Annotated in this window: 21 protein-coding genes; all 21 read right to left on the bottom strand. The window is 50.3% G+C overall.

What is annotated here, in order from left to right:
- Positions 1-56 precede the first annotated feature (56 nt).
- Entirely contained in the window at positions 57-2,051 is a 1,995-nt protein-coding gene (locus tag HU811_RS04320; RefSeq protein WP_186654230.1) for a polysaccharide biosynthesis protein, read from the bottom strand.
- 116 nt (positions 2,052-2,167) lie between these two features.
- The gene (locus tag HU811_RS04315; protein ID WP_186654228.1) at positions 2,168-3,187 is read right to left on the bottom strand and encodes an MraY family glycosyltransferase; all 1,020 of its coding nucleotides are present in this window, start codon (positions 3,185-3,187) and stop codon (positions 2,168-2,170) included.
- Positions 3,188-3,235: 48 nt separating this feature from the next.
- Positions 3,236-4,195: a UDP-glucose 4-epimerase family protein gene (locus tag HU811_RS04310; protein ID WP_186654225.1), complete on the bottom strand. Its 960-nt coding sequence runs from the start codon at positions 4,193-4,195 to the stop codon at positions 3,236-3,238.
- The gene (locus HU811_RS04305) at positions 4,188-5,330 is read right to left on the bottom strand and encodes a glycosyltransferase family 4 protein (RefSeq protein ID WP_186654221.1); all 1,143 of its coding nucleotides are present in this window, start codon (positions 5,328-5,330) and stop codon (positions 4,188-4,190) included. The genes HU811_RS04310 and HU811_RS04305 overlap by 8 nt, the downstream gene beginning before the upstream one ends.
- A 198-nt stretch (positions 5,331-5,528) precedes the next feature.
- Positions 5,529-6,665 (bottom strand): glycosyltransferase family 4 protein, encoded by a 1,137-nt coding sequence (locus HU811_RS04300; protein ID WP_186654218.1) that lies wholly within the window; start codon positions 6,663-6,665, stop codon positions 5,529-5,531.
- A 55-nt stretch (positions 6,666-6,720) separates the two neighbouring features.
- Positions 6,721-7,710 (bottom strand): EpsG family protein, encoded by a 990-nt coding sequence (locus HU811_RS04295; RefSeq protein WP_186654216.1) that lies wholly within the window; start codon positions 7,708-7,710, stop codon positions 6,721-6,723.
- Positions 7,711-7,757: 47 nt separating this feature from the next.
- Complete coding sequence (locus HU811_RS04290; RefSeq protein WP_186654213.1) at positions 7,758-9,044, bottom strand: glycosyltransferase family protein; 1,287 nt, start codon at positions 9,042-9,044, stop codon at positions 7,758-7,760.
- Complete coding sequence (locus HU811_RS04285) at positions 9,045-10,451, bottom strand: lipopolysaccharide biosynthesis protein (RefSeq protein ID WP_186654211.1); 1,407 nt, start codon at positions 10,449-10,451, stop codon at positions 9,045-9,047.
- A complete protein-coding gene (gene rffA, locus HU811_RS04280; RefSeq protein WP_186654208.1) occupies positions 10,448-11,578 on the bottom strand; it encodes a dTDP-4-amino-4,6-dideoxygalactose transaminase in 1,131 nt (376 codons plus the stop codon). Before rffA ends, HU811_RS04285 begins: the two co-directional genes overlap by 4 nt.
- 88 nt (positions 11,579-11,666) lie before the next feature.
- A complete protein-coding gene (locus HU811_RS04275; RefSeq protein ID WP_186654206.1) occupies positions 11,667-12,236 on the bottom strand; it encodes an acyltransferase in 570 nt (189 codons plus the stop codon).
- A gap of 22 nt (positions 12,237-12,258) precedes the next feature.
- Positions 12,259-13,284 carry an NAD-dependent epimerase/dehydratase family protein gene (locus HU811_RS04270; RefSeq protein WP_186654203.1) on the bottom strand — a complete coding sequence of 342 codons (1,026 nt, stop codon included), beginning with the start codon at positions 13,282-13,284 and terminating at the stop codon, positions 12,259-12,261.
- Between the two features lie 71 nt (positions 13,285-13,355).
- On the bottom strand, positions 13,356-14,633 hold the full coding sequence (gene tviB / locus HU811_RS04265; RefSeq protein WP_186654201.1) for a Vi polysaccharide biosynthesis UDP-N-acetylglucosamine C-6 dehydrogenase TviB: 1,278 nt from the start codon (positions 14,631-14,633) through the stop codon (positions 13,356-13,358).
- A gap of 151 nt (positions 14,634-14,784) precedes the next feature.
- Positions 14,785-15,180 carry a transcriptional activator RfaH gene (locus HU811_RS04260; RefSeq protein WP_186654199.1) on the bottom strand — a complete coding sequence of 132 codons (396 nt, stop codon included), beginning with the start codon at positions 15,178-15,180 and terminating at the stop codon, positions 14,785-14,787.
- Positions 15,181-15,752: 572 nt separating this feature from the next.
- Positions 15,753-16,817 (bottom strand): LPS O-antigen chain length determinant protein WzzB, encoded by a 1,065-nt coding sequence (locus tag HU811_RS04255; protein ID WP_186654198.1) that lies wholly within the window; start codon positions 16,815-16,817, stop codon positions 15,753-15,755.
- Between the two features lie 180 nt (positions 16,818-16,997).
- On the bottom strand, positions 16,998-17,222 hold the full coding sequence (locus tag HU811_RS04250; protein ID WP_186654197.1) for a LapA family protein: 225 nt from the start codon (positions 17,220-17,222) through the stop codon (positions 16,998-17,000).
- A 26-nt stretch (positions 17,223-17,248) separates the two neighbouring features.
- Positions 17,249-17,545, bottom strand: a complete 297-nt coding sequence (gene ihfB / locus HU811_RS04245; protein ID WP_003199243.1) for an integration host factor subunit beta — start codon at positions 17,543-17,545, stop codon at positions 17,249-17,251.
- A 146-nt stretch (positions 17,546-17,691) separates the two neighbouring features.
- Positions 17,692-17,970, bottom strand: coding sequence for a hypothetical protein (locus HU811_RS04240; RefSeq protein ID WP_186654195.1), 279 nt, complete (start codon positions 17,968-17,970; stop codon positions 17,692-17,694).
- Positions 17,971-18,249: 279 nt separating this feature from the next.
- Positions 18,250-19,944, bottom strand: a complete 1,695-nt coding sequence (rpsA, locus tag HU811_RS04235) for a 30S ribosomal protein S1 (protein WP_014337228.1) — start codon at positions 19,942-19,944, stop codon at positions 18,250-18,252.
- 120 nt (positions 19,945-20,064) lie between these two features.
- Complete coding sequence (gene cmk, locus HU811_RS04230; RefSeq protein ID WP_186654193.1) at positions 20,065-20,754, bottom strand: (d)CMP kinase; 690 nt, start codon at positions 20,752-20,754, stop codon at positions 20,065-20,067.
- Positions 20,751-22,958, bottom strand: coding sequence for a bifunctional prephenate dehydrogenase/3-phosphoshikimate 1-carboxyvinyltransferase (locus HU811_RS04225; protein ID WP_047226310.1), 2,208 nt, complete (start codon positions 22,956-22,958; stop codon positions 20,751-20,753). Before HU811_RS04225 ends, cmk begins: the two co-directional genes overlap by 4 nt.
- A 28-nt stretch (positions 22,959-22,986) precedes the next feature.
- A complete protein-coding gene (hisC, locus tag HU811_RS04220) occupies positions 22,987-24,099 on the bottom strand; it encodes a histidinol-phosphate transaminase (RefSeq protein WP_186654189.1) in 1,113 nt (370 codons plus the stop codon).
- Positions 24,100-24,108: the final 9 nt, after the last annotated feature.

Genomic DNA, 24,108 nt, shown 5'->3' with positions numbered 1-24,108 from the left:
ACTTAGGCGACGATAGGGGACTGTCAAAAGTGTGTACGTTACAGAGTGTGTAACAATCAGGGTTCGAGGCGGCGCTGCTGATAGATCCAGTCGACGATCTCACCGTCCGGGGCGTAGCCACTGACGGTATCGCGCAGCAACTGACGGACTCTCGCGTAGTCATCGTGTTCTATGGCAACCAGCAGCTCCGCCAGGCGGGCCTTGAGCACATCCCAGGGCAGGTGATCTTCGTTGGCACTCATGATCATAGGGTGCGAGGTTGCAACGACGTTATCGCCAATCAGCAACTCCTCGTATAGCTTCTCGCCAGGACGCAGACCTGTGAACTCGACTGAAATGTCACCATGAGGGTTCTTTTCCGAACGTACACTCAAGCCGGACAGGTGAATCATCTTCTCCGCCAGCTCGACAATCTTCACCGGCTCGCCCATGTCCAGTACGAATACATCCCCACCCAAGCCCATGGAACCCGCCTGAATCACCAACTGAGCGGCCTCGGGAATGGTCATGAAATAACGCGTGATCTTGGGGTGCGTAACGGTTAATGGGCCGCCGGACTTGATCTGCTTATGAAACAGCGGGATAACCGACCCTGACGAGCCCAGTACATTGCCGAACCGGACCATGGTGAAGCGGGTTTTATTAACCCGCGAGACATTGGATTTATCGCCAAACAGCACTGGCGCCAGTTCACGGCTCAAGGCTTGCAAGGTCAGCTCTGCAAGGCGCTTGGTGCTGCCCATTACATTGGTCGGGCGCACCGCTTTATCCGTAGAGATCAGCACGAAATTCGATACGCCTGCCTGCAACGCAGCCTGTGCCGTATTCAACGTGCCTATCACATTGTTCAAGACGCCTTCGGCGATGTTGTGTTCGACCATCGGCACATGCTTATAGGCGGCGGCGTGATAGACCGTGTCGACATTCCAGGTCTTCATCACGTCCAGTAACTTATCCTGGTCCCGTACCGATCCAAGAATGGGTAACAAACGAAGAGATAACGACTCCCGAATAATTCGAGGTTCAAGTTCGGACAGAATGCTGTAGAGATTGAATTCGCTATGGTCGAAAAGCAACAGCGTGGTTGGCTTGAGCGCCAGTATCTGCCGACAAAGCTCAGAGCCAATCGACCCTCCTGCCCCTGTAACCAAAACCGACTGACCTGTAATGCAATGCTCCAGCAATTCGTCTTGTGCTGGAACCGGGTCTCGTCCCAGCAGATCTGCAATATCCACTTCCTGAATATCATCGACCTTAACCCGCCCGCTGGCCAGATCCATGAATCCAGGAACACTTCGCACGTGTAAAGGAAAACCTTCAAGCAGCGTCAGTATCTCCCGACGTCGCCCTCGAGAGGAGGAAGGAACTGCGAGCAAAATTTCTTGCGCGCCGGTAGTATCGATCATTTGCTGGATATGCTTAGGCTTATAGACTTGCAACCCGGCGATTACACGGTCAGCAATGCTACTATCGTCGTCAATGAACGCAACAGGTCGCATCACCCGGCCCATGCGCAGCGCAGCGACTAGCTGATTGCCGGCGGAACCCGCACCGTAGATAGCTACCTTGGGCAAACCATCGTCGCGATTGGTGAAAGGAACATGCTGTGCGGCGCTGAACCAATCTCCCAGGAAATACTGACGCATCATCAAACGCAAACCACCAATCATGATCATGCTCAACCACCAGTAGTTGAAGATAATCGATCGTGGTACCACGGTTTTGTGGTTGCTGTACCAGAACACCACCAATGCCAGCAGCAAGGCCGAGAGACTGACGGCCTTGCAGATGGTAATCAGCGCATCGTTACCGAAATAACGCATCACGGCGCGATACATGCCAAAGCGGATGAAAATCGGAATGGCGATGACTGGAGCAAACGCGAACAGCCAAAGATGGGTTTCAATCGGACTGGTCAATGCTTCGATCCCCAGTCGCACGACGAACGCCAGCCATAAGGCAAGCCATACCAGAACAATATCGGCGGCTACCTGGATTGCCCGCTTATGACGCCTAGGCAAGCCCAGCATGGTTGTTCTTAATTTACCCATAGACCTTTCGCGCACCTTCGCCAGCTCCTAAAAACAATTTGGTTCTTATTGCCGTTGCTACGCCATCCAGCATTCGACAACTAAATTAACCGAAAACGCGATTTTTTGACCGACAGTCAGGAATCCTCAAGTTTACCTGCATGGAATTTGATGGCCACTATAACTAGAGGAACATAAGCCACCACCAACGCCAACGCCCCATCCAGGTCCAGCAACGCCACGCAAGCAGCAACAGGCAACAGCCAAAGAAGATTGATCGCTACCACCGCCAATGTCACAGGCAGGTGGCGACCGTACCGGCGCGATGCAAACTGATAGGCATGACTGCGATGAGCCTCATACACCCTATCACCTCGCAACAAGCGCCGTATCAACGTGCAGGTGGCATCGACAATGAAAACGCCAAGCAGGATTAGCCATACCCAAAACAGTTTAGGTGAAAACCAAGCTGCTTGTAACGAAAGCAACCCCAAGGTGATCCCAAGAAAGCCGCTACCCGCATCACCCATGAAAATTCGCGCAGGAGGAAAGTTCCAATACAGAAACCCTGTCACAGCTGCCGCGAGAGCCATAGGAGCGACCATCAAGCTGTCAAAGCCGGAAAGCCAATACAAAAAACATGCCCCAAGACACACGCAAATAGCCTCGACGCTAGCAATACCGTCGATACCATCCATGAAATTATAGAGGTTGAGCATCCAGACCAAATAAAAGGCCGCGACGATATGGCCCGCCCATCGTAGATTCACCACTATCCCAGCCACGTCGATAGCCGGAAGTCCACCTAACCAGAACAACGCCCACATAGCCGCACAAAAATGCCCCAGCAGTCGCCATCGTGCTGCGATATGACCATGATCATCAAGAAAACCGAGTATCGCGACCCCGCCCCCCGCACCAAGCACCGCGAACATAAAGTCCATTGACAACTCGCCCGCCCCCCAGAAAAGAGGGACTGTCATCAGGAAACTCAACACAATCGCCACCCCACCTCCCCGGGGAGTTGGCACTGAATGCGAGCTTCTGGCATTCGGGACATCAATCAAACTGCGGCTCAATGCATAGCGCCGTAATATCCACGTTAAAAAAAGCGAGATGAATGCGATAGCGAACATCGACCAAAGCAGAAACGTCATTAAAAAACTCCCTTCGTCGGCCCCTTTTTTCGGGGCTTCAACGCAAAACTAATCGGAACCTGATCTAAAAGCTTCTGCAGTCTTCGCTAAGCCTTCATCAAGGGTTGTACTCGGGCTCCAGCCAAGCAACTCTCGGGTCTTACGAATATCAACCTGAAGAGAGCCACTCAGTCGCTGAGCTATATCTTTCCGCCCCACTAGCCCAGCTCCGATATCCAGAAGAATAGAGGGTACTGATATTAGCCGAGCGGGCTTACCCAGAGCCTTGCCCATACGTATTAACAACTCAGTAGTCGATACATCCTCACCATCACTTACCATAAACGTCTGATTAGCCGCACCTGGATGATCCAAACAAATAATAATTAAATCGATTAAATTATCCAAGGACACCAAGCTACGCTTATTATGGATAGCACCAAATGGTAGAGGAACACCCTTATTCAACCAACTCATCATACTGTGGAAATTAGCCTTTACGCCTGGTCCGTAGACTATAACAGGGCGAATGATTACCACCTCGATTCCGAGTTCCTCCGCAATACCTCTTAAGCCTTGTTCAGCCTCCATTTTAGAGATGCCGTACGGATCCTTTGGTGCGGGAATATCATCGGCCTGATAGGGGCGACCAAGAGGAGTGCACTCTCCATTAACCTTTATCGAACTTATAAATATAAAACGTTTTACGCCTGATTCAGCAGCCTTTCGCGCCAACGCCAGAGTAAAATCTACATTCACTTCACGAAAATCAGCCAGCGGATCTACTGAGGTGTCTTTCATCACGTGAACACGCGCCGCGCAATGAACAATTGAGCTCACATTATCAAGAGATAACTCCGCTACCGCGTTCCTCTCAGAAACAGTCGAAACTGAAACTTCTGGAGGAAAGCTCACATTTTTCTGTCGAACAACCGCAATAACCTGCTTACTCTGACAAGTCAAAAGACGCGAAACTAACGCAGCCCCAACGAATCCGGTAGCGCCTGTAACAAGAACTCTTTCATTCATGATTAGACGCTCGCTCCAGCTTTGAATAAATATCCAGATGTTGCTGCACTACTTTTCTCAGGTCGAATTCGCCCTCGGCTAATGCGCGTCCTGCTGCCCCCATACTTTGCCGCAGGACAGAGTTTTCGATCAACAACTGTAGACCGTCTGCCAACGCTAAGGCATTGCCCATAGGAACCAATAAACCTGTGACATCAGGTTCAATCGCATCACGGCAACCAGGTACGTCGGTGGTGACGACAGCACGCCCACAAGCCGCGGCCTCAACCAAGACCTTCGGAAGGCCTTCACGATAGGAAGGTAATGTTACCAAATTGACATCGGTGAACAGTTTTGCAATGTCTTTACGGTATCCCAATAATTCGATCAACCCCTCCTCGCGCCAAGTAGAAATTTCAGCTTCGGTAATAGTAGTGGGGTTGCCTGGGTCAATGTCACCAATTAACTGAAAACGTGCTTTGACCCCTCTTTGATAAAGAATACGTACAGCCTCAACAAACTCCAGCACACCTTTGTCTCGCAAAAGACGGGCGGCGAGACAGACCACAGGGAGCGAATCCAGTCGCTCTGGTTCAAACGAATATAAACTAAGGTCTACACCGGACCCTCGAACCATCTCGACCTTGTCGGGGTCCAAGACACCGAGACCAATTAACAGGTCGCGATCATCCGGGTTTTGGAAAATAACGCGCAGGTTTCTCTTACCTAATGCTACCTTATAAAAAAAACTCACAACCTTGCGCAGCAAAGTTGCTTTACTCCCCTTCGATAGGAATAAATACCCTAATCCTGACACAGCAGCCACTACGCCTCTCACCGGCGCCAATCGAGCAGCTATTCCACCATATATAACTGGCTTGATTGTTACTAAATGCAAAATATCCGGCCTGAGACGCCACAGCAACCGCCAAATACAAAACAGCGCAAAAAACTCAAAAAAAGGATTACTTCCACTTCGAGATAAAGGTAGCAAGTGATGGGTAAAACCCTCGTCAGTAATAAGCTTTACGGCCTCTCCATCCATAGTTGCAATGTGTACTTTGTACCCTGCTTTCCTTGCACCCTGGGCAACGGCTAAACGATGCGAAATAAAAAAGGCTGGATCATTCACAATCATCAAAAATATATGTGTCATCAGTACACACCTAGCCAAGCTTTAAACATCAGTACGCCTCATAAATGATGCTACGATTCAAGGAGTCTCTGGAAAATTGTCTTCCGGCCTCATAAAACCTGAATAGATACGGTAGTGCACCCGACAAAGCTTGTATTCTTCGACCATGTCTCGGCTACTCTATTACCCTGATAACCTATCGAACGAAGCATTCCAACCTCAGTCACTCTCCGGGCAGATTTGCTCGTAGACCACCTTGAAACGACACTTGGCAGAGCTCAGAGTGAAGTTTTCGTAAACCCGTCTTTGCGCCTTTTCACCCAAGTCCAAACGGTACGCTGCTTCGGCCGAAACCAACTGCCTCAATCCATCAGCTAAGGCTTGCGGGTTTCGCGGCTCCACCACCACTCCGGTATCCCCAATCAGAAACGCCGCATCTCCTACATCAGTGGTCACGCAGGGCAATCCCATGGCCATCGCTTCACCCAGAACGTTTGGAAATCCTTCCGTTCGAGAATGCAGGCAAAACACGTCCATCGCTTTCAAACAACAAGCTACGTCCTGCCGCTCGCCCAACAAAACAAAACGGTCAGAATATCCGGTGCCTTCAATTTGCTCCATTATCACCTTATTTTGCGGATCAAGGTCACGGCCAACCAGCAAAAACCTCAAATCTGGGTAGTCCGCTCCCAACAATGACGCCGCAGCAATAAAGTTCTCATGATCTTTGGCTGGATTGTATCGACCAAGGCTCCCGATGACCAAATCAGTAGGAGAAAAACCACAAGCCATACGAATGGCTGCCCGTTGATCCATTGAGGCTACCAACACTTCGGGATCGAACCCGTTAGGTATAACCATCATTCGTTTACTATCATAGCCAATTTGCACATGTGCTTTTCTTGAGGCGTCAGCAGCGCAAACGATTAACTTAGGAATCGAGTAGGACAGAATAGCGCACACCCTACGAATTCCCCTAGTCGCTTTACTCACTCCACTACTGATATTCGTACTTCGAATGCCCCATATTACATTCCTGATACCAGATAGACGAGCAGCTATTCCACCGATTAAATCGGCATGATACATCCACGTTTGAACAATATCGGGTTTTAGCTTACGAAAAATACGACAAAGGCTGAAAAGCACCCTCGGAAAATCGAGCATCCCTTTCATTTCCAAAGTGGTGACCTGCACCCCGCTGTCTCGAATCATCGGTCCGAGTTTACCAATATCAGTTAATGAGATGATGGAGTGCATCTGTTTTTCGTCATCTTTAAATGATTTTGAAAGCCGGAAAAGCATAAGCTCTGCCCCCCCGACATTTAACCCTATTATTACATGTACCACTTTCATAAGACCCGCACCTTTAGTCCCCTCCGCTTGCCATTTAAATCAAGCAAGCGCTAGGCTACATATAATTTTCTACACCCCAACCAAATCCAGGTAAAGAGAGCCTTGGAAGCCACTGCATGACAAAGTAAAAACAAAAAAGCAGATAATAAAAAGCCCGCCGCCAAGACGTTAGACGAAGACCAGATACCAAGACCAAAATTAGCGCACTTTCAAATATACGACCTGATACAGGTAGAAAAAAATAAACAGCCAAATAGAAAACCAGCATTCCTACCTGAAAACTATTTTCCTTTAAAAAGGTCTTCCCTTGCAAAAAATAAACTGCGGCGATCGCGGACCAATATATAAAACCTAATCCGCTAACCTCTAAATTATTCTCACCATAAACCTCCGCTTGGCGCGCTCCTAAACTGGAGGCTAGCCAAAGAGCAGAAAAAGCAGCGGTGCCACCCACTAATACAAAAAGAGCGACTCGCAAACCGGATGAAAATCTGAGCAGCGCAAACACCACACTGCAATAATATATCACCACAACAAAAAAGAATGATGCATGTATAAAAGGGGTCAAAAGAATCAGCACATTACGCGCAGCTCCGCCTCTGGAGAACCACCCAAGTAAAAAAACGGCGACGGCCAAGCCTTGACGAAGATGAATGACATAATTCTTTAGAACTTGAGGAAGAATTAAAAAAAGCAACAAAATAAAAAAGAACTTACTATCAACTCTCAACAATAGATAAGCAGACAAAAGAGCCGATATAAATACAACAATCCTCACTACATCTTCGTCCTCACAGAAGAACGAAAGCATTACATTGATCAGCAGCCAGACTGGTTCATTTGTAAAAATGTAAGCAGGTCCCTCCCCGAATCCTCGAGCGAAAATTTCCGCTGCGCTAGAGGCATAACGTAGATAGTTTTCTCTATCAACAAAAGCATCGACAGGGAGGGACGCCAGAGCGAATGCAAATATCAGCGCCAGAATCAAGCAGCCCCAAGCATAACGAGGCGTAGAGTTAAACTTATATATATTTGCATCCCCCACAGTAAAAACACCCTCTAACAAATAACAATATTTATAATAGTGATTAATCAGTCAACAGACCTCACCACCTGACTTAACTTACGCCCCTTAATCCTCCAAAACAGGGAAAAAAGAACTACGCTGCTAGTATATAAAAAACGGAAGAAGGGCGAAGATTTTCTACATAATGGTGAGTTCAGCATAGCAGAAGGCTTGACCTGCTCGAAATTTTCCACGCACGTATCTACAGAGAACATCTCTGCCTTTTTCACATGCGCCTCACTCAAAATCATCTTATCAGTTTCATTATATGAACTAAAATCAACAAATATATCCACCGCACTTCTCTTTGGATAGAGGCCGTCTTCATTGTAAGAGAAGCCCGGAATCTCACTCAAAAATCCGTACGTGGTCGCTTCATTAGAGTTCTCGATCCCAATAATTGATGGAACACCTAACCCCGCCGCTTCAATCAATGCAGTACCCGACCCGACAAATATATCGAACTCAGATACAACTTTAGAAAACTCAGAATAATCAAGACTCCCTCTCAGGAAAACAATATCTTCGAGGTGTAGATTTCTTATTTTCTCAGCTATAATCTCCTCTGTCGGCCCATACCCATAGATATCATACCTGACAGTAAGACCTAACCTCCTAAGTTCATTAACAACATCCAGCATCCATAAATTGTAAGTTTTAAAATCCACAAGTCGCCCGACAGAACCTAAGTTGAGAAACGGACTAAAGCGCTTGATTGGCAACGTTGAAAGCCCTTCCACAACCCCCAGCGGAAACAAGCCGACATTACTAAAGTCTTTTCCTGAGAGTTTCGAATATAAATCTACCATCTTTTCATTAAAGAACATCAAGGCTTGTGCGGCGTGTAAATAATAGAAAATCTCACGATTACTTCTTTCAAATAAAGGTAACCGGGGAAGACGCGCTCCCCAAGAGAACTCCATCGAGTGATAAAGCCCCATTGTGAGACCTAAATCGACTTTCAAGACCGACGCCAAGCGCAGCACCATGTGTGCACAAAAGCCGTTTGAGACATGGGCACAGTTAATTCCGTTAAAAATCTCTTGCACCACTGAGCGTCTTAACGGATAAATCAAAGAAAACTGATAGATAATTGCACTAGAGGGAAGCCTGAAGGGAGATCGTATTATCTCATCGAGGAAATATACTTCTGCACATGCCTTAGCTCGACTCACAAGCTCAGGATGACTTTTACTCTCAGCTGAAAGTATTAGAAACTTAGTTACCAGCCCGCGTTTTTTTCTACCTTGAGCCATTCTTACATAAAAAGTTTCAACACCACCGAGCGCTAAGGAACCGTGCACAAATAACATTTATATTCGACCTCTTATAAAACCGTACAACAATCTCACCTGCGCCTTGTACCCCAGCATACACAAACACAATACTGCTACCCAAGCGATATAAAGTCCATAACCCAAGGCATCACCAATCAGCGCACTTATAACACACAGTGCGACAACGAAAGAGGAGAAAACATAAAACTTCGCATTTGAAAAAGAGACCCATACTCTATTAGACACCTCCGTCTTGAGTACTAGATATAGAGAAAAAGCAAGAGCAGTGGATGCTGCTGCTCCTCCAGCACCAAATACCGGTATCAAATAATAGTTGAAACCCAAGTTCACCAGAACACAGACAAGAGTAATAACCGGGAGAAACTTAGTTCTCTTTGAGATACTTATTCCAATACCAGAGACCTCTGTTATCATTATATACAGCGGAGGAATCATACAAGCGGGAAGCATGAATCTAGCTGAAACGTACGCTTCTGGAAGCACGTAGACTACAACAAACGAACACAGCGCAATTAGGCAAATCAGAACAAGTGAAAATAGCTGAACAGATTCACTTATATTCTTCAATTTTACTTCGGCAGCGCCCTCGGAAACCCACTTGTAAATTACCGGATGCCACATCGTAGTGAATATCTGTTGAAACAATATGGCAGCCCCCGCCAAAGTTGACGCCACGGCATAAACGCCTAACTCAGACAATGACGAAAGTTCTTTAAGCATTATTCGATCTAGAAAGTTAAGCCCCCAAAAGGCAATGCCATTCAACATCAACGGAAAACCAAAATAGAGGAGCTCTCGCGTAGCCCTGAACTCAAAAACAAACTTCCTATCTTTTAAGTATTCATTTTTCAGATAGCCCAGCATAATCAACACAACCAACAACCAGCAGAGGCTCTGCATACCGGCTAGAAGAACAAAGCTTTTCTGGGCCGGGAACAAAAAAATACCAAAAACAAATATCAGAAATAATAGCTTAGGAAATACTCGAGTCAAACTGTACGCGAATGACAACTCTTTCATTCTAATAAAAACGGAGAAAAAACGTTCTAGATATAAAACAACAACAGCGAACGAAAATATCCCGTAAAGCAATAAACTATCCAAATCGAACAACCAGTAAGACAACTGCTTTGCATACATACCGGCCAGGGCCATACTTATTAATAATGCAAAAAAACCCGGCATCATACAGACTCGAGCGAGATTTACCTTATCATCTACCTCATTAAAATTTCGAACATATGATTGATCAAGACCGAAGGAAAAAAACACTACTATCAGCGACAATGAGAGCTGAAACAAGGAAACTCTACCCACATCTTCAGGCGGAAATAGCCATGCAAGTATAGGTAAAGTAATAAGACTTAATGCAGCTCCAAGAGCAATCCCTACCGCATAAACAGAGACCGTTCGGAAGTTCAACGAAAGAACCTCTGAATAGCACCAATCACTTGGGCTACATCGCTCTCAGAGATGCCGTACCAGATAGGTAAGCGAATAAGTTGCTCGCTCCCTTGTGTGGTATGCACATCTTCTCCATGAAAACGACTGTAACGTTCCCCGCAAATGGCTGAATGAAGAGGAACATAATGGAAAACCGCATGAACACCTTGCTTCGCAAGATACTCTAGAAGATTGGTCCTGACTTCCAGATCAGCTACTTTCAAGTAAAACATATGAGCATTATGCTCGCATCCAAGAGGAATCACTGGAAGAGAGATTTTACCTTCCACTGCTAGGGATTGAAGCCCTGCGCTGTACTGAGCCCACGTCGTCAATCGATTTTCTTTAATAGCAATAGATTTTTCCAACTGCCCCCAGAGAAACGCCGCTTGGATATCTGAAGGCAAATAACTACTTCCGATATCTACCCAGCTATATTTATCAACCATTCCGCGGAAAAACTGGCTTCTATTTGTACCCTTCTCGCGAATGATTTCAGCACGACTGACGAACTGCTGATCGTTGATTATCAACAGCCCTCCCTCGCCACCACTTGTATAGTTTTTTGTCTCATGAAAGCTGTACGCTCCCAAATGACCAATACTTCCGAGTGCTCGACCTTTATAGGTAGATCCTTGACCTTGAGCCGCGTCTTCAATAACGTAAAGGTTATGCCGCGCGGCGATATCCATAATGGTGTCCATTTCGCAAGATACGCCGGCATAATGAACGGGCACTATTGCTCTTGTTTTTTCTGTGATAGCACATTCAATGAGACGCTCATCGATATTCATGGTATCTGGTCTGATATCCACAAATACTATCGTTGCCCCTCTCAAAGCAAAGGCATTTGCTGTGCTGACAAATGTATAGCTAGGCATTATCACTTCGTCGCCCGGCTGGATCCCCACGAGTATTGCGGCCATTTCCAATGCATGGGTGCAGGACGGAGTCAACAAAGCCTTCGCACAAGAAAGTTCTTTCTCGAACCATTGGTGGCATAGACCGCTATAATGGCCATCTCCTGAAATTTTAGTGCTACGCATAGCGGTCAATACGTGCTTCTCTTCATTTCCGGTATAGGGAGGCTTATTAAACGGAATCATACTTTGCCCATTAATTAATTTAAATTAGCTATCAGCAACATTAAAAAATACACAACGGATTGTTTGACAGGCAAACAAATCCGCCATTTCAAGATTGCAAATCAGTCTCTGAAACGAATATTTTTTCCAACATTAAAAGATCGCGCTTTCTTTCCTTGATTCGCCTGGCAGGGGCGCCAACATAAATACCCCACGCGTCTGTGCTCTTGGTGATCAGAGTCATAGCGCCTATCGAGCAACCTTCTTGGACGGTTACTCCTGGAAAAATCACAGAGTTAGCACCAACAATCACATGTTTCTTCAACTGGACCGCATCAAATTTTTCATTTTTGAACTTCTTGGGTATCAAAGAATTAGTCAATGTTTCGCCGCTGTAGTCATCGGACTGTGCAAAAATTTTCACACCATAGGCCAACGTGCAAAAGTCTTCTAAGATAACCCCCGGCTCCCCTCCGGCGATCAAGCACATTGGGGTAATGTGGTTATACCTGCCTATGACGACATTGCCAGAGATAACGCAGAAATCATCAATACGCGAGTAATCACCAACTTCTATACTTTCCGCATTATAGATAGAGGCCTTGTCACTAATTTTTACATCTTTACCAACTCGCTTGAATCCCAGCGCCTGCAATTCAACAGAATTAAGATAAGCCATGATAATAATCTTTAGCTAATGATCACTTTAAAAAACTGATATACCAAGGCATGGCATGCGCGACACCTCGTTCAATATCAAATTCTGGTTGATAACCCAATAAACCGGTGATTTTACTAATATCCGCTTGAGAATGCCGTACATCGCCCTCACGAAAATCGCGATATATTGCATTCTTACTGTAATTTACATCATTTTTTTTCAGTTCACTTTGAAGTACAGTGAATAGCATATTCAGATCGGTACGCCCACTAACAGCAACGTTATACACTTGATTTAATGCATCTTTATTAGCAGTGGTTGCTGCCAACAAATTGGCTTGGACTGTATTTTCTATAAAGCAAAAGTCACGACTGGTTTTCCCGTCACCGTTGATAAAAACATCGTCATTTCTTATCATCGACGACGTCCACTTCGGAATTACTGCCGCGTAAGCGCCCGCCGGATCTTGGCGCTTTCCGAATACATTAAAATAACGTAGACCGATGCTGTTGAACCCATAGCAACGTGCAAAAACGTCGGCATACAGTTCATTCACATACTTAGTCACGGCGTAAGGTGACAACGGTTTGCCAATCACATCCTCAATCTTAGGTAGACCTGGATGATCACCATAAGTAGAACTGCTTGCGGCATAGGTAAAACTCTCAACCTTAGCGTCTCTGGCTGCCACCAGCATATTTAAGAAGCCATCTATATTAGTGGCATTGGTAGTAATGGGGTCGTTTAGCGAACGAGGTACCGACCCAAGAGCAGCTTGATGCAGTACATAGTCCACACCGGAACAGGCCTGCTCACAGCTCTTAAGATCCCGTATGTCTCCCTCAACAAATCTGAACCGCTCCCATTGCTGAGCCGTTACTTCACGCTTAACTTCATCAAGGTTGTGCTGATGGCCGGTTGCAAAATTATCCAGACCGATCACACGCTGATCAAGTTTTAGTAGTGTTTCCAGCAGGTTTGATCCGATGAATCCGGCAACCCCCGTAATCAGCCATTGCTTTGGAGATAACGGGAGAGTTTTCAGCAAGGTTTCATAGCGAGTCATAAAATTCTATTCATAGTTAGAAAGTGTACAACACCCGAGTAACCCCGGGCATTGGCCTATTTGAATTTTATTTAAAGGCGAATATCGGAATCCGAGCTAGCCAGCAAATACTTAAGGTCATATAGAACATGTTCTGCCTTACCAAAACTGCGAATGGTTTCAGCCCCCATATCCCGAAACTCATTATGTGCGACCGCAACAACAATACCATCGTAAGTGTTAGTTATCGGTTCGGATACTGGGGTGATTGCATATTCATGCTCAGCTTCAGCAACGCTGACCCACGGATCATAGACATCTACTGCAATATTGTACTCGGCCAGTTCAGCAACGATATCGACGATACGCGTATTGCGCAGATCCGGGCAGTTCTCCTTAAATGTCAAGCCCATGATCAAAACACGGGCACCATCCACATGAATTCGGCGTTTTACCATCGCTTTCACCAGTTGGGAAACAACATATGCTCCCATACTGTCGTTGAGTCGACGGCCAGCAAGAATGATTTCAGGGTGATAGCCAATAGCTTGAGCCTTATGTGTCAAGTAGTACGGGTCGACACCAATGCAGTGCCCCCCCACTAGACCCGGCCGGAAAGGTAGGAAATTCCATTTAGTACCGGCAGCTTGAAGAACGGCCTCTGTGTCAATCCCCATTTTATTGAAGATAATTGCAAGTTCGTTTATAAGAGCGATATTGAGATCACGTTGCGTGTTTTCGATAACCTTCGCAGCCTCTGCGACTTTGATACTGCTGGCCTTGTGGGTGCCGGCAGTGATTATCTGATTATAAAGAGCATCCACCAGATCAGCTATTTCCGGGGTAGAACCGGAAGTCACCTTTTTTATTGTAGTAACACGATGTTCTTTATCCCCTGGATTTATACGCTCCGGACTGTACCCCACAAAAAAGTCGACATTAAAGACAAGACCTGAAATTCGCTCCAACACAGGAACACATTCTTCCTCCGTTGCGCCTGGATAAACAGTGGATTCGTAAATGACAATATCATTTTTCTTAAGGACTTTACCGATAGTCTCGGAAGCCTTGATCAGCGGGGTAAGATCTGGCTGATTATATTGATCAATTGGTGTGGGCACAGTCACGATAAAAGTGTTGCACTCACCTAACTCACTTACAATAGAGCTATAGCCTAGATATTTGGCTTGATTTAGTTCAGCATCGCTAACTTCAAGCGTAGAGTCATGTCCGGATTTCAGAGCGTCTATACGAGGTTGGTTGATATCAAACCCAACCACCGGACGAATTTTTCCAAACTCCACAGCAAGCGGCAACCCCACATAACCAAGGCCAATAATAGCAAGTTTAATATCGTTCAATTGATGCATAGTCAAAGCCTAAATTATCGAATGAATGAGTCTGATCGAACTAAAAACATGCATCTATGCATGCTACCGCCCCAAGGTTAACCGTCGACTCCCTACGACGCTGATTCATGCTTTCCGCACCCGAATCCGTTCGGGTGGTCCGGTTACATACCTATGTATAATGAGAAAGCTTTGAGCACTTGACATGAAAGTTACTCATTAGCTCTTCGCGGTGTTGTAATTTCAGGACGACAGAGTTAGCTACCGGCAGCGGTCGCCCCCCAAAACTCACAATATGACTAACCCCACGGATCGAACGCAAAGGAGACCAATCGGTATTGGCTGGAAGATTTATGAATAGGTATCCTGGAAATAGTGACTCTTGGACGGTCCGGGGCTGTCCTCGTACGATTCGAACACGACGGCACACGGGACGAGTACACGCATAGCCATGCCGCTGCAGATTTTCTTCAGCTTGATGATCCTGCCTGGGTTTACACTGCACCTGATACCAAGCCTTCTGCCGACTGCAGAGAGCGGATTCGCTGATTGCATTGCGAATGTTCATGTCCATACTCTAATCACTAACGCTCAACATCCACCCCACCACTCATTTGCGGAACGTCCTTCACTGGCTGGGCTGGAGAGACCAGCTCTTCAGGTCCAGCTTGGTAGCTCCACAACATCGAGCCAGACCTCTACCAAGCGCGTTGAACCTCCAGATGAATAGATTATACAACTAAAGGGGAAAAATCCTTAGCCACAATCATCTGCGCGCAGAGCTTCCTAACCAACGACAGTTAAATTTCTTGCTTCGGTACGCGCTTAAGCTGAGTTATTGGGAAGAAATGAACATCGCATTCACCACAGATCGCCATCAGGCGAAATGATTGGAGAGCGCTTAAGGATAGGCATCGGCCTACACAAATTTGATTTGATCAAAGAGACAGGGCGCCTAGCAGGACACAAACGCCCCCCCCCTACAGAGATCGCAGCCCCCCACCCTAGCCTAGCTTTCGCACCTTCCAAGCCGTATCTGGAATAGGTGCGATTTCGCGAGGAACATGAAAACAAAACTTAAGGAGTTGCGCCTCAATCCGCGATAATCGCCTCAAGAGGAATTCGGCCATTTACTGTCAGCTACGAACGTACAGCTACTACGCCCGACGCTGTTGATAGCCGAATAACTAAAAATCGAATCAATGCTATAAACCCACCTAATACAAGCCCAGCAATAAAACCCACCACAAGAATAAAAGATTTTCTTGGCTTTATCGGACTTTCTGGTACTTCAACACTTCCATCCTGCCGATACACCCAAAGACTGTCGCGATCGACGTTCAACTTCCTGTAAAAGTTGTATCGCATTTGCAAGGCGCGCAAATTGGATATAAAAGCGTCGTCTGAAGAGCGAGACTCCAAGGCAGCAACCTCCGCCGCCAATGCCTTGCTTCCCCGCTGATAATCCAGCTTATTACCCGTTTCCACGGTGATGTCCACTGCGGCAGTCGTGCTCACGGCAGGTGTAGTCAAACCAATGGATTCAGCGATCTTCAGAGCCTCGCGCAGCTGTTGAATGCGATCCTCACGTATACGCTGAGCATTCTCTCGCAAACTGACAATTCGCTGCTCCAAGTTGCGCGCCCTCACCGCCGCTTCGGTCGTAACGTTTTTTACCAACTCTGCCTCAGCGGCTTCGGCGGCATGCTGCACATATGTCCTAGCCCACTCCGTAGCTTGCAGGGGGTTCTGCCCTTGAACTGTTATGGAAAAGCGATCCGAATTACTCTTACCCTGCTTAACCACTAATTCCTTAGAGAAACGTTCATATAAACGATCCATCGCCCCCTTGCGCTCAGCCTCGGTAAGCGAAGGCAGATAGACCTCATTAAAAAACTTTTGACGAAGGGACTCCCCTTGCAGGTTCCGGGTGAACACAGAATAAACATGCTTAATCGAATAAAGATCTAACTCTGTACTTTTCCCACGACCATAATTCAACTCAGCAATACCATTCTGAGTAGGCGGCATGATAAAAAGCTTGGCTTCATAGACAGGCTTGCTGAGAAACGCATAAAAGCCCGCGCCAACAGTGACCAGAAGAGTGACACCCAGAATCAACCATTTCTGAGCCCAGAGCCCCCGGACCAGTTCGATCAGATCAATTTCATCATCGCGATGCGCATCAATACGATCATTTTGCATGGGAAGCCTCGCTTGGCATCGCGTCCGTAGACACACCAAACGCATCAAAAGGCAAGACGGGCAAGGCCGCGTCGGACATGGCGGCAAACTGAGTTAGATTAAATACGAACAAAACGCACCCAAAAGTCAGAAAAATTGTAGACAGTGATCCTTACCAAGACTGCTGGGCCACACATCCATTTATTTCAATCGCCTACGCGCTCCCATGAACCACGCGAGCAACGGGCCAACCATCATACCAGCGAGAAGTGACACTAGCACGCAAACTGAAACAGGAAGTTGCGGGGCCGACCAGCCCAGGAACAACAGCGCGACAGGCTGGGTATTTTCAAGCACGAACAGAACGATGGCTGCAGCCACTAGCAATGCGAGCACGACAAGAGCAAAACGTTTAAAGCTGCGCATGAATTTCCCCTTGCATAAACGCCTCCTTACAGCTCATCCCCCTCCTCCTCATTGACACGATCCCGCAGCTCTTTGCCCGGCTTGAAATGCGGGACGAACTTCCCGTCCAGGCTCACAGACTGACCAGTTTTCGGATTGCGGCCCACACGCGGGGCGCGGTAGTGGAGGGAGAAGCTGCCGAAGCCACGGATCTCGATGCGATCTCCGGTCGCCAGGCACTGGGACATTTGCTCAAGCATGGTCTTGATGGCTAGCTCTACATCTTTGGATGAGAGTAGCCCTTGATGGGTGACAATTCGTTCGATCAACTCCGACTTCGTCATATTTTTCCCTTCTTTTTCAAGCAGCTAGGAAAATCGCTTGAAAAGGTTTTAGCATGACCGGAGGAATTTGAACAGCCCGAGTATTGACATATCTTCATCCTGTCGTATTTGCCCCGTTTCCGCACAAGCCTGGCGCTTGAGCGCATTCAGCGACAAATGACCAACATCGTGCGGGTCAGGTAACCCGCCGGATTGAAGCCGAAAGGGTATTGATCTTCGTCCTTGGCATCATCGGAGCGGGTGATGACTTTGTATCCGGCGCCCTTGCACTCCTTCGCCGCCCGCTTGTGGCATTTTTCCCAGCCCGACCCCAGGCCGGAACAATCGACCTCGATACCACTGACGCCACGCACCGCATGGGTCTTGGCACTTGTGGTGCAACCCACCAAGGTCAATACGGCGAATACCAGGATGAGCCTGTTCATTAGTCTCCTTAAATAGCCAGCACCCGACCTGGGTGGCGTCCGACCTGACGCTATCGCGAGCAGGCCCACTCCCACATAGGCCCGGGGAGACGAGGGCATCTGCAGTCTAGCCTTGAATAGGTGATTGATCTGCTTAAAGAAACAGACAGTTGGGTTGCAGGATTGGTTTCACCACTGAGTCAGATGGCGGTGCTAACTTAAAAACAGGCCAGGCTTTCCCGAATCACGCCCACAAAAAAGGGCGACCGAAGTCGCCCTTTTTCTATGGTTTGACAGAACTCAGTTCTGCTTTTCCATTTGTGCACGCAGCAGGTCGCCCAGAGTGGTAGGACCAGCAGCAATGTCAGAGGTAGCTGGCTTGTCGCGCAGGCTCTGGATTGCTTCTTTCTCTTCAGCATCGTCTTTCGACTTGATGGAGAGCTGGATTACGCGGCTCTTGCGGTCAACGCTGATGATCTTGGCTTCTACTTCTTCGCCTTCTTTCAGAACGTTGCGCGCGTCTTCAACGCGGTCACGGCTGATTTCGGAGGCTTTCAGAGTAGCTTCGATATCGTCGGCCAGGGTGATGATGGCGCCTTTAGCGTCAACTTCTTTCACGATGCCCTTAACGATTGCGCCTTTGTCGTTCTCTTGAACGTACTCGGAGAACGGATCGCTTTCCAGTTGCTTGATGCCCAGGGAGATGCGCTCACGCTCTGGGTCAACCGACAGGATAACGGTGTCCAGCTCGTCGCCCTTCTTGAAGCGGCGTACGGCTTCTTCGCCCACTTCGTTCCAGGAGATGTCGGACAGGTGAACCAGACCGTCGATGCCGCCGTCCAGACCAATGAAGATACCGAAATCGGTGATCGACTTGATGGTGCCGGAGATTTTATCGCCCTTGTTGAACTGGCCAGAGAAATCTTCCCATGGGTTAGATTTGCACTGCTTGATGCCCAGGGAGATACGACGACGCTCTTCGTCGATGTCCAGAACCATGACTTCCACTTCGTCGCCGACTTGTACGACTTTCGAAGGGTGGATGTTCTTGTTGGTCCAGTCCATTTCGGAAACGTGTACCAGACCTTCAACGCCTTCTTCCAGCTCAGCGAAGCAGCCGTAGTCGGTGAGGTTGGTAACACGAGCGGTGACGCGGGTGCTTTCTGGGTAACGGGCTTTGATAGCAACCCATGGATCTTCACCCAGTTGCTTGAGGCCCAGGGAAACACGATTGCGCTCGCGATCGTACTTCAGAACCTTGACATCGATCTCGTCGCCAACGTTGACGATTTCCGAAGGATGCTTGATACGCTTCCAGGCCATGTCGGTGATGTGCAGCAGGCCATCGACGCCACCCAGATCGACGAATGCGCCGTAATCGGTGAGGTTCTTGACGATACCCTTGACCTGCTGGCCTTCCTGCAGCGATTCCAGCAGAGCTTCACGCTCGGCGGAGTTCTCGGCTTCCAGGACACTGCGACGGGAAACGACAACGTTGTTGCGCTTCTGGTCCAGCTTGATGACCTTGAATTCCAGCTCTTTACCTTCCAGGTGCGTGGTGTCGCGCACTGGACGAACGTCAACCAGGGAACCTGGCAGGAACGCACGGATGCCGTTAACGTCGACAGTGAAGCCGCCTTTAACCTTACCGTTGATAACGCCCTTGACCACTTCCTCAGCTGCGAAAGCCGCTTCGAGAACGATCCAGCATTCAGCGCGCTTGGCTTTTTCACGGGACAGCTTGGTTTCACCAAAGCCATCTTCAACCGAGTCCAGCGCAACGTGAACTTCGTCACCGACGTTGATGTTCAGTTCGCCAGCGTCGTTGTAGAACTGCTCAAGCGGGATGAGTGCTTCAGACTTCAGACCAGCGTGAACGGTTACCCAGCGAGCTTGGTAATCGATATCAACGATAACACCGGTGATGATGGAGCCTGCCTGAAGGTTCAGGGTTTTCAGGCTTTCTTCAAAGAGTTCCGCAAAGCTTTCGCTCATTTTAATTCCTGTTGATTAGGGCGAAGAATACGCCCGCCTCCACACCCCAGACGGTGTGGGTTAGTTTCATATAAAAGAAGCACCGCAGGACTATGACTGGTCCCCTGCGGAGCTTCCTGGTCACCCGGCGATATCGCGGATGGCGATTTCGCTCATGATGCGTTGCAACACCTGGTCGATGGACAACTCCGTGGAATCCAGCTGTATCGCGTCAGCCGCCGGTTTGAGCGGGGCTACTGCGCGCTGGGTATCACGCTCGTCGCGTGCACGGATCTCATCTAGCAGACTCGACAGACTAACATCCTCGCCTTTGCCCTTCAACTGCAAATATCGGCGACGAGCCCTCTCCTCGGCACTGGCGGTGAGGAAAATCTTCAGCGGGGCATCGGGAAACACCACGGTACCCATGTCGCGCCCATCGGCCACCAATCCTGGCGGCTCCTGAAAAGCGCGCTGGCGCTGTAGCAATGCCTCGCGCACCGCCGGCAGCGCGGCGACCTGGGAGGCCCCGGCCCCCACGCTTTCGGTACGAATAACATTGCTGACTTCGTCACCCTCCAGAATGATGCGCTGCAGCTGACCGTCGGTCGCCGCGATGAACTGCACGTCCAGATGCGCAGCCAGGGCCTTGAGCAGTTCTTCATTGGTCAGATCGACGCCATGATTGGCGGCGGCAAACGCCAGCAGGCGATACAACGCACCCGAATCGAGCAGGTTCCAGCCCAATTGTTTGGCCAGTATTCCGGCGACGGTGCCCTTGCCTGAACCGCTTGGGCCATCGATGGTGATGACCGGTGCCTTGATGTTCACGACTGTGCCTCTTGTGCTACTCGAATACCGACCTGGGCACACAGCGCCAGGAAGTTCGGGAACGACGTCGCGACGTTGGCGCAATCATGGATGCGGATCGGCGCACTGGCGCGCAAAGACGCAACACTGAAAGCCATGGCGATACGGTGATCACCGTGACCATGGACTTCGCCGCCGCCGATCTGGCCGCCGTCGATGATAATGCCGTCCGGCGTCGGCTGGCATTTCACGCCCAACGCGATTAGGCCATCAGCCATCACCTGGATACGATCCGATTCCTTGACCCGCAGCTCTTCGGCGCCGGTCAGCACGGTGCGCCCTTCGGCACAGGCCGCCGCCACGAACAGCACCGGGAATTCGTCGATAGCCAGTGGCACCAGCGCTTCGGGAATCTCGATACCCTTGAGTTTAGCTGCTCGTACGCGCAGATCTGCAACCGGCTCGCCGCCCACTTCACGCTGGTTTTCCAGGGTGATGTCAGCGCCCATCAGGCGCAGGATGTCGATCACGCCGGTACGGGTCGGGTTGATGCCCACATGCTCGAGCACCAGCTCGGAGCCTTCGGCAATCGAAGCGGCCACCAGGAAGAACGCCGAGGACGAGATATCGCCCGGTACTTCAATGTGGGTCGCGGTCAGTTTGCTGCCGGACTCGACGGAGGCCGTGGCACCGTTGACCGTGACCGGGTAGCCGAAGCCGCGCAGCATGCGCTCGGTGTGGTCGCGGGTCGGGGCCGGCTCGGTGACCGTAGTCTTGCCTTCGGCATAGAGACCGGCCAACAGCAGGCAGGATTTCACCTGGGCGCTGGCCATCGGCATGGTGTAGGTCAGGCCCTTGAGCTTGTTGCCACCGCGAATGGTCATGGGCGGACGACCTTCGGCCGCCGTCTCGATCACAGCACCCATTTCCCGCAGGGGGTTGGCCACGCGATTCATCGGCCGCTTGGACAGCGAAGCGTCACCGGTCAGGGTGCTGTCGAAGTCCTGGGCGGCCAGCAGGCCGGACAGCAGGCGCATCGACGTGCCGGAGTTGCCCAGGTAGATCGGGCCCGGGGCAGGCTTGAGGCCGTGCAGGCCGACACCATGAATGGTCACGCGACCGTGATGCGGGCCTTCGATGACCACGCCCATATCGCGGAACGCTTGCAGCGTCGCCAGGGCGTCTTCGCCTTCGAGAAAGCCTTCCACTTCGGTCACGCCTTCGGCCAGGGAGCCGAGCATGATCGAACGGTGGGAAATCGATTTATCGCCCGGTACACGAATACGCCCACTCAGGGAGCCACCAGGTTGTGCCAGGAAAATCAGATCGTTGGAGTTCATAGCGTCCACATAGGCCCGACGGGCCAGGATTTTACTGAAATGCTCGCGGGCCACCCTGGCGCGTGTGAAAACGCCCAGCAATTGGTGCCCGTCCCCTGCATCGACCGCGTCGCGCAAGGCGTCGAGGTCGCTGCGAAATGTATCGAGTGTGCGCAGGACAGCTTCGCGGTTGGCGAGGAAGATGTCGTGCCACATGACCGGGTCGCTACCGGCGATTCTCGTGAAATCGCGGAAACCGCCGGCAGCGTAACGGAAGATCTCGAGATTTTCATTGCGTTTGGCCAATGAATCCACCAAACCGAACGCCAACAGGTGCGGCAAATGGCTGGTGGCGGCCAATACTTCATCGTGGCGCTCGACCTGCATGTGCTCGACGTCCGCACCCAGCTCGCGCCACAGACGGTCCACCACCGCCAGCGCAGCCGGATCGGTCTGGTCCAGTGGTGTCAATATCACTTTGTGGCGACGAAACAGTTCGGCGTTGGAGGCTTCCACCCCGCTCTGCTCGGAACCGGCAATCGGATGACCGGGCACAAAGCGCGCCGGCATCCCGCCGAAGGCTTCGGTGGCCGCCCGCACGACATTGCCCTTGGCACTGCCGACGTCCGTGAGAATCGCCTGCCCCAGGTCCATGGTCGCCAGGCGTGCCAGCAGCTTCTCCATGGCCAGGATCGGCACGGCCAACTGGATCACGTCCGCACCCTGGCAAGCAATCGCCAGGTCGTCCTCGCAGCGATCCACCACCCCCAGCTCCACCGCCAGCCGGCGTGACTGCGGGTCTAGATCGACACCCACCACTTCACGACACAGACCGCTTTCGCGCAGGCCTTTGGCGAACGAGCCGCCGATCAACCCCAGACCGACCACCACCAGGCGACCGATCATAGGTGCAGCAGGTTGCAGTGAAGTGACATCAACCACGAGCCAGAACCTTGCTCAACGCCTCAAGGAAGCGGCTGTTTTCCGCTGGCAGGCCAATGGTGACGCGCAGGTGGTTCGGCATGCCGTAGTTGGCCACCGGACGCACGATCACACCCTCGCGCAGCAAGCCCTGGAACACCGGAGCTGCGTCACGGCCCAGATCGACGCAAATGAAATTGCCTTTCGAGGCAATCCAGCTCAGGCCCAGCTCACGGAACCCGGCTTCCAGCTGCTGCATGCCAGCCTCGTTCAGGCGGCGACTTTCGTCCAGGTAGGCGTCGTCCCCGAGCGCAGCGCAGGCAGCGGCCAGAGCAAAGCTGTTGACGTTGAACGGCTGACGCACGCGGTTGAGCACATCAGCCACCACCGCGGTGGACAGGCCATAGCCAACCCGTAGCGACGCAAGGCCATAGGCCTTGGAGAACGTGCGCGAGACCAGCAGGTTCGGGTAGGCCGCGAGAAAATCCAGGCCATCGGGCAAATCGCTGCCTTCGGCGTATTCGATGTAAGCCTCATCCAGCACCACCAGCACATGCTCGGGCACGTCCTGGAGGAAGTCGTCCAACGCCTGGGCGTCGAACCAGGTGCCGGTCGGATTGTTTGGATTGGCGATGAAGACTACCCGCGTGTTGGCGTCGATGGCCGCCAGCATGGCGGGCAAGTCGTGCCCCCAATCCTTGGCCGGCACCACATGGGCGTCGGCGCCGACGGCCTGGGTGGCGATCGGGTAGACCGCAAACGCATGCTCGCTGAACACGGCGTTGAGGCCCGGCGCCAGATAGGCACGCGCCACCAGCTCGAGAATGTCATTGGACCCGTTGCCCAGAGTCACCTGACTCAGCTCGACGCCACAGCGCTCGGCCAGCAGGCTTTTGAGAGCGAAACCGTTGCCGTCGGGATAACGGGTCAGCTCGGCCAGCTCGTCACGGATCGCCTCCAGCGCCTTGGGGCTCGCCCCCAAAGGGTTTTCGTTGCTAGCCAGCTTGACGATGCTGGCCGGGTCCAGATCCAGCTCACGGGCCAATTCGTCCACCGGCTTGCCTGGAACGTAAGGCGAGAGTTGTTGCACGCCTGGCTGAGCCAGAGCGAGGAAGTTGCCACTCATTAGCTATCC

Origin of the sequence: Pseudomonas tehranensis (genome assembly GCF_014268615.1) — a bacterium.
In the GTDB taxonomy this organism is placed as follows: Bacteria; Pseudomonadota; Gammaproteobacteria; order Pseudomonadales; family Pseudomonadaceae; genus Aquipseudomonas; species Aquipseudomonas tehranensis.
This window is presented reverse-complemented; position numbering and strand designations above follow the sequence as displayed.

Excerpts from the sequence above, each read along its gene's own strand:
- HU811_RS04320 (WP_186654230.1), bottom strand. The coding sequence starts at position 2,051 with ATGGGTAAATTAAGAACAACCATGCTGGGCTTGCCTAGGCGTCATAAG.
- HU811_RS04315 (WP_186654228.1), bottom strand. The coding sequence starts at position 3,187 with ATGACGTTTCTGCTTTGGTCGATGTTCGCTATCGCATTCATCTCGCTT.
- HU811_RS04310 (WP_186654225.1), bottom strand. The coding sequence starts at position 4,195 with ATGAATGAAAGAGTTCTTGTTACAGGCGCTACCGGATTCGTTGGGGCT.
- HU811_RS04305 (WP_186654221.1), bottom strand. The coding sequence starts at position 5,330 with ATGACACATATATTTTTGATGATTGTGAATGATCCAGCCTTTTTTATT.
- HU811_RS04300 (WP_186654218.1), bottom strand. The coding sequence starts at position 6,665 with ATGAAAGTGGTACATGTAATAATAGGGTTAAATGTCGGGGGGGCAGAG.
- HU811_RS04290 (WP_186654213.1), bottom strand. The coding sequence starts at position 9,044 with ATGTTATTTGTGCACGGTTCCTTAGCGCTCGGTGGTGTTGAAACTTTT.
- rffA (WP_186654208.1), bottom strand. The coding sequence starts at position 11,578 with ATGATTCCGTTTAATAAGCCTCCCTATACCGGAAATGAAGAGAAGCAC.
- HU811_RS04275 (WP_186654206.1), bottom strand. The coding sequence starts at position 12,236 with ATGGCTTATCTTAATTCTGTTGAATTGCAGGCGCTGGGATTCAAGCGA.
- HU811_RS04270 (WP_186654203.1), bottom strand. The coding sequence starts at position 13,284 with ATGACTCGCTATGAAACCTTGCTGAAAACTCTCCCGTTATCTCCAAAG.
- tviB (WP_186654201.1), bottom strand. The coding sequence starts at position 14,633 with ATGCATCAATTGAACGATATTAAACTTGCTATTATTGGCCTTGGTTAT.
- HU811_RS04260 (WP_186654199.1), bottom strand. The coding sequence starts at position 15,180 with ATGAACATTCGCAATGCAATCAGCGAATCCGCTCTCTGCAGTCGGCAG.
- HU811_RS04255 (WP_186654198.1), bottom strand. The coding sequence starts at position 16,817 with ATGCAAAATGATCGTATTGATGCGCATCGCGATGATGAAATTGATCTG.
- HU811_RS04250 (WP_186654197.1), bottom strand. The coding sequence starts at position 17,222 with ATGCGCAGCTTTAAACGTTTTGCTCTTGTCGTGCTCGCATTGCTAGTG.
- ihfB (WP_003199243.1), bottom strand. The coding sequence starts at position 17,545 with ATGACGAAGTCGGAGTTGATCGAACGAATTGTCACCCATCAAGGGCTA.
- HU811_RS04240 (WP_186654195.1), bottom strand. The coding sequence starts at position 17,970 with ATGAACAGGCTCATCCTGGTATTCGCCGTATTGACCTTGGTGGGTTGC.
- rpsA (WP_014337228.1), bottom strand. The coding sequence starts at position 19,944 with ATGAGCGAAAGCTTTGCGGAACTCTTTGAAGAAAGCCTGAAAACCCTG.
- HU811_RS04225 (WP_047226310.1), bottom strand. The coding sequence starts at position 22,958 with ATGATCGGTCGCCTGGTGGTGGTCGGTCTGGGGTTGATCGGCGGCTCG.
- hisC (WP_186654189.1), bottom strand. The coding sequence starts at position 24,099 with ATGAGTGGCAACTTCCTCGCTCTGGCTCAGCCAGGCGTGCAACAACTC.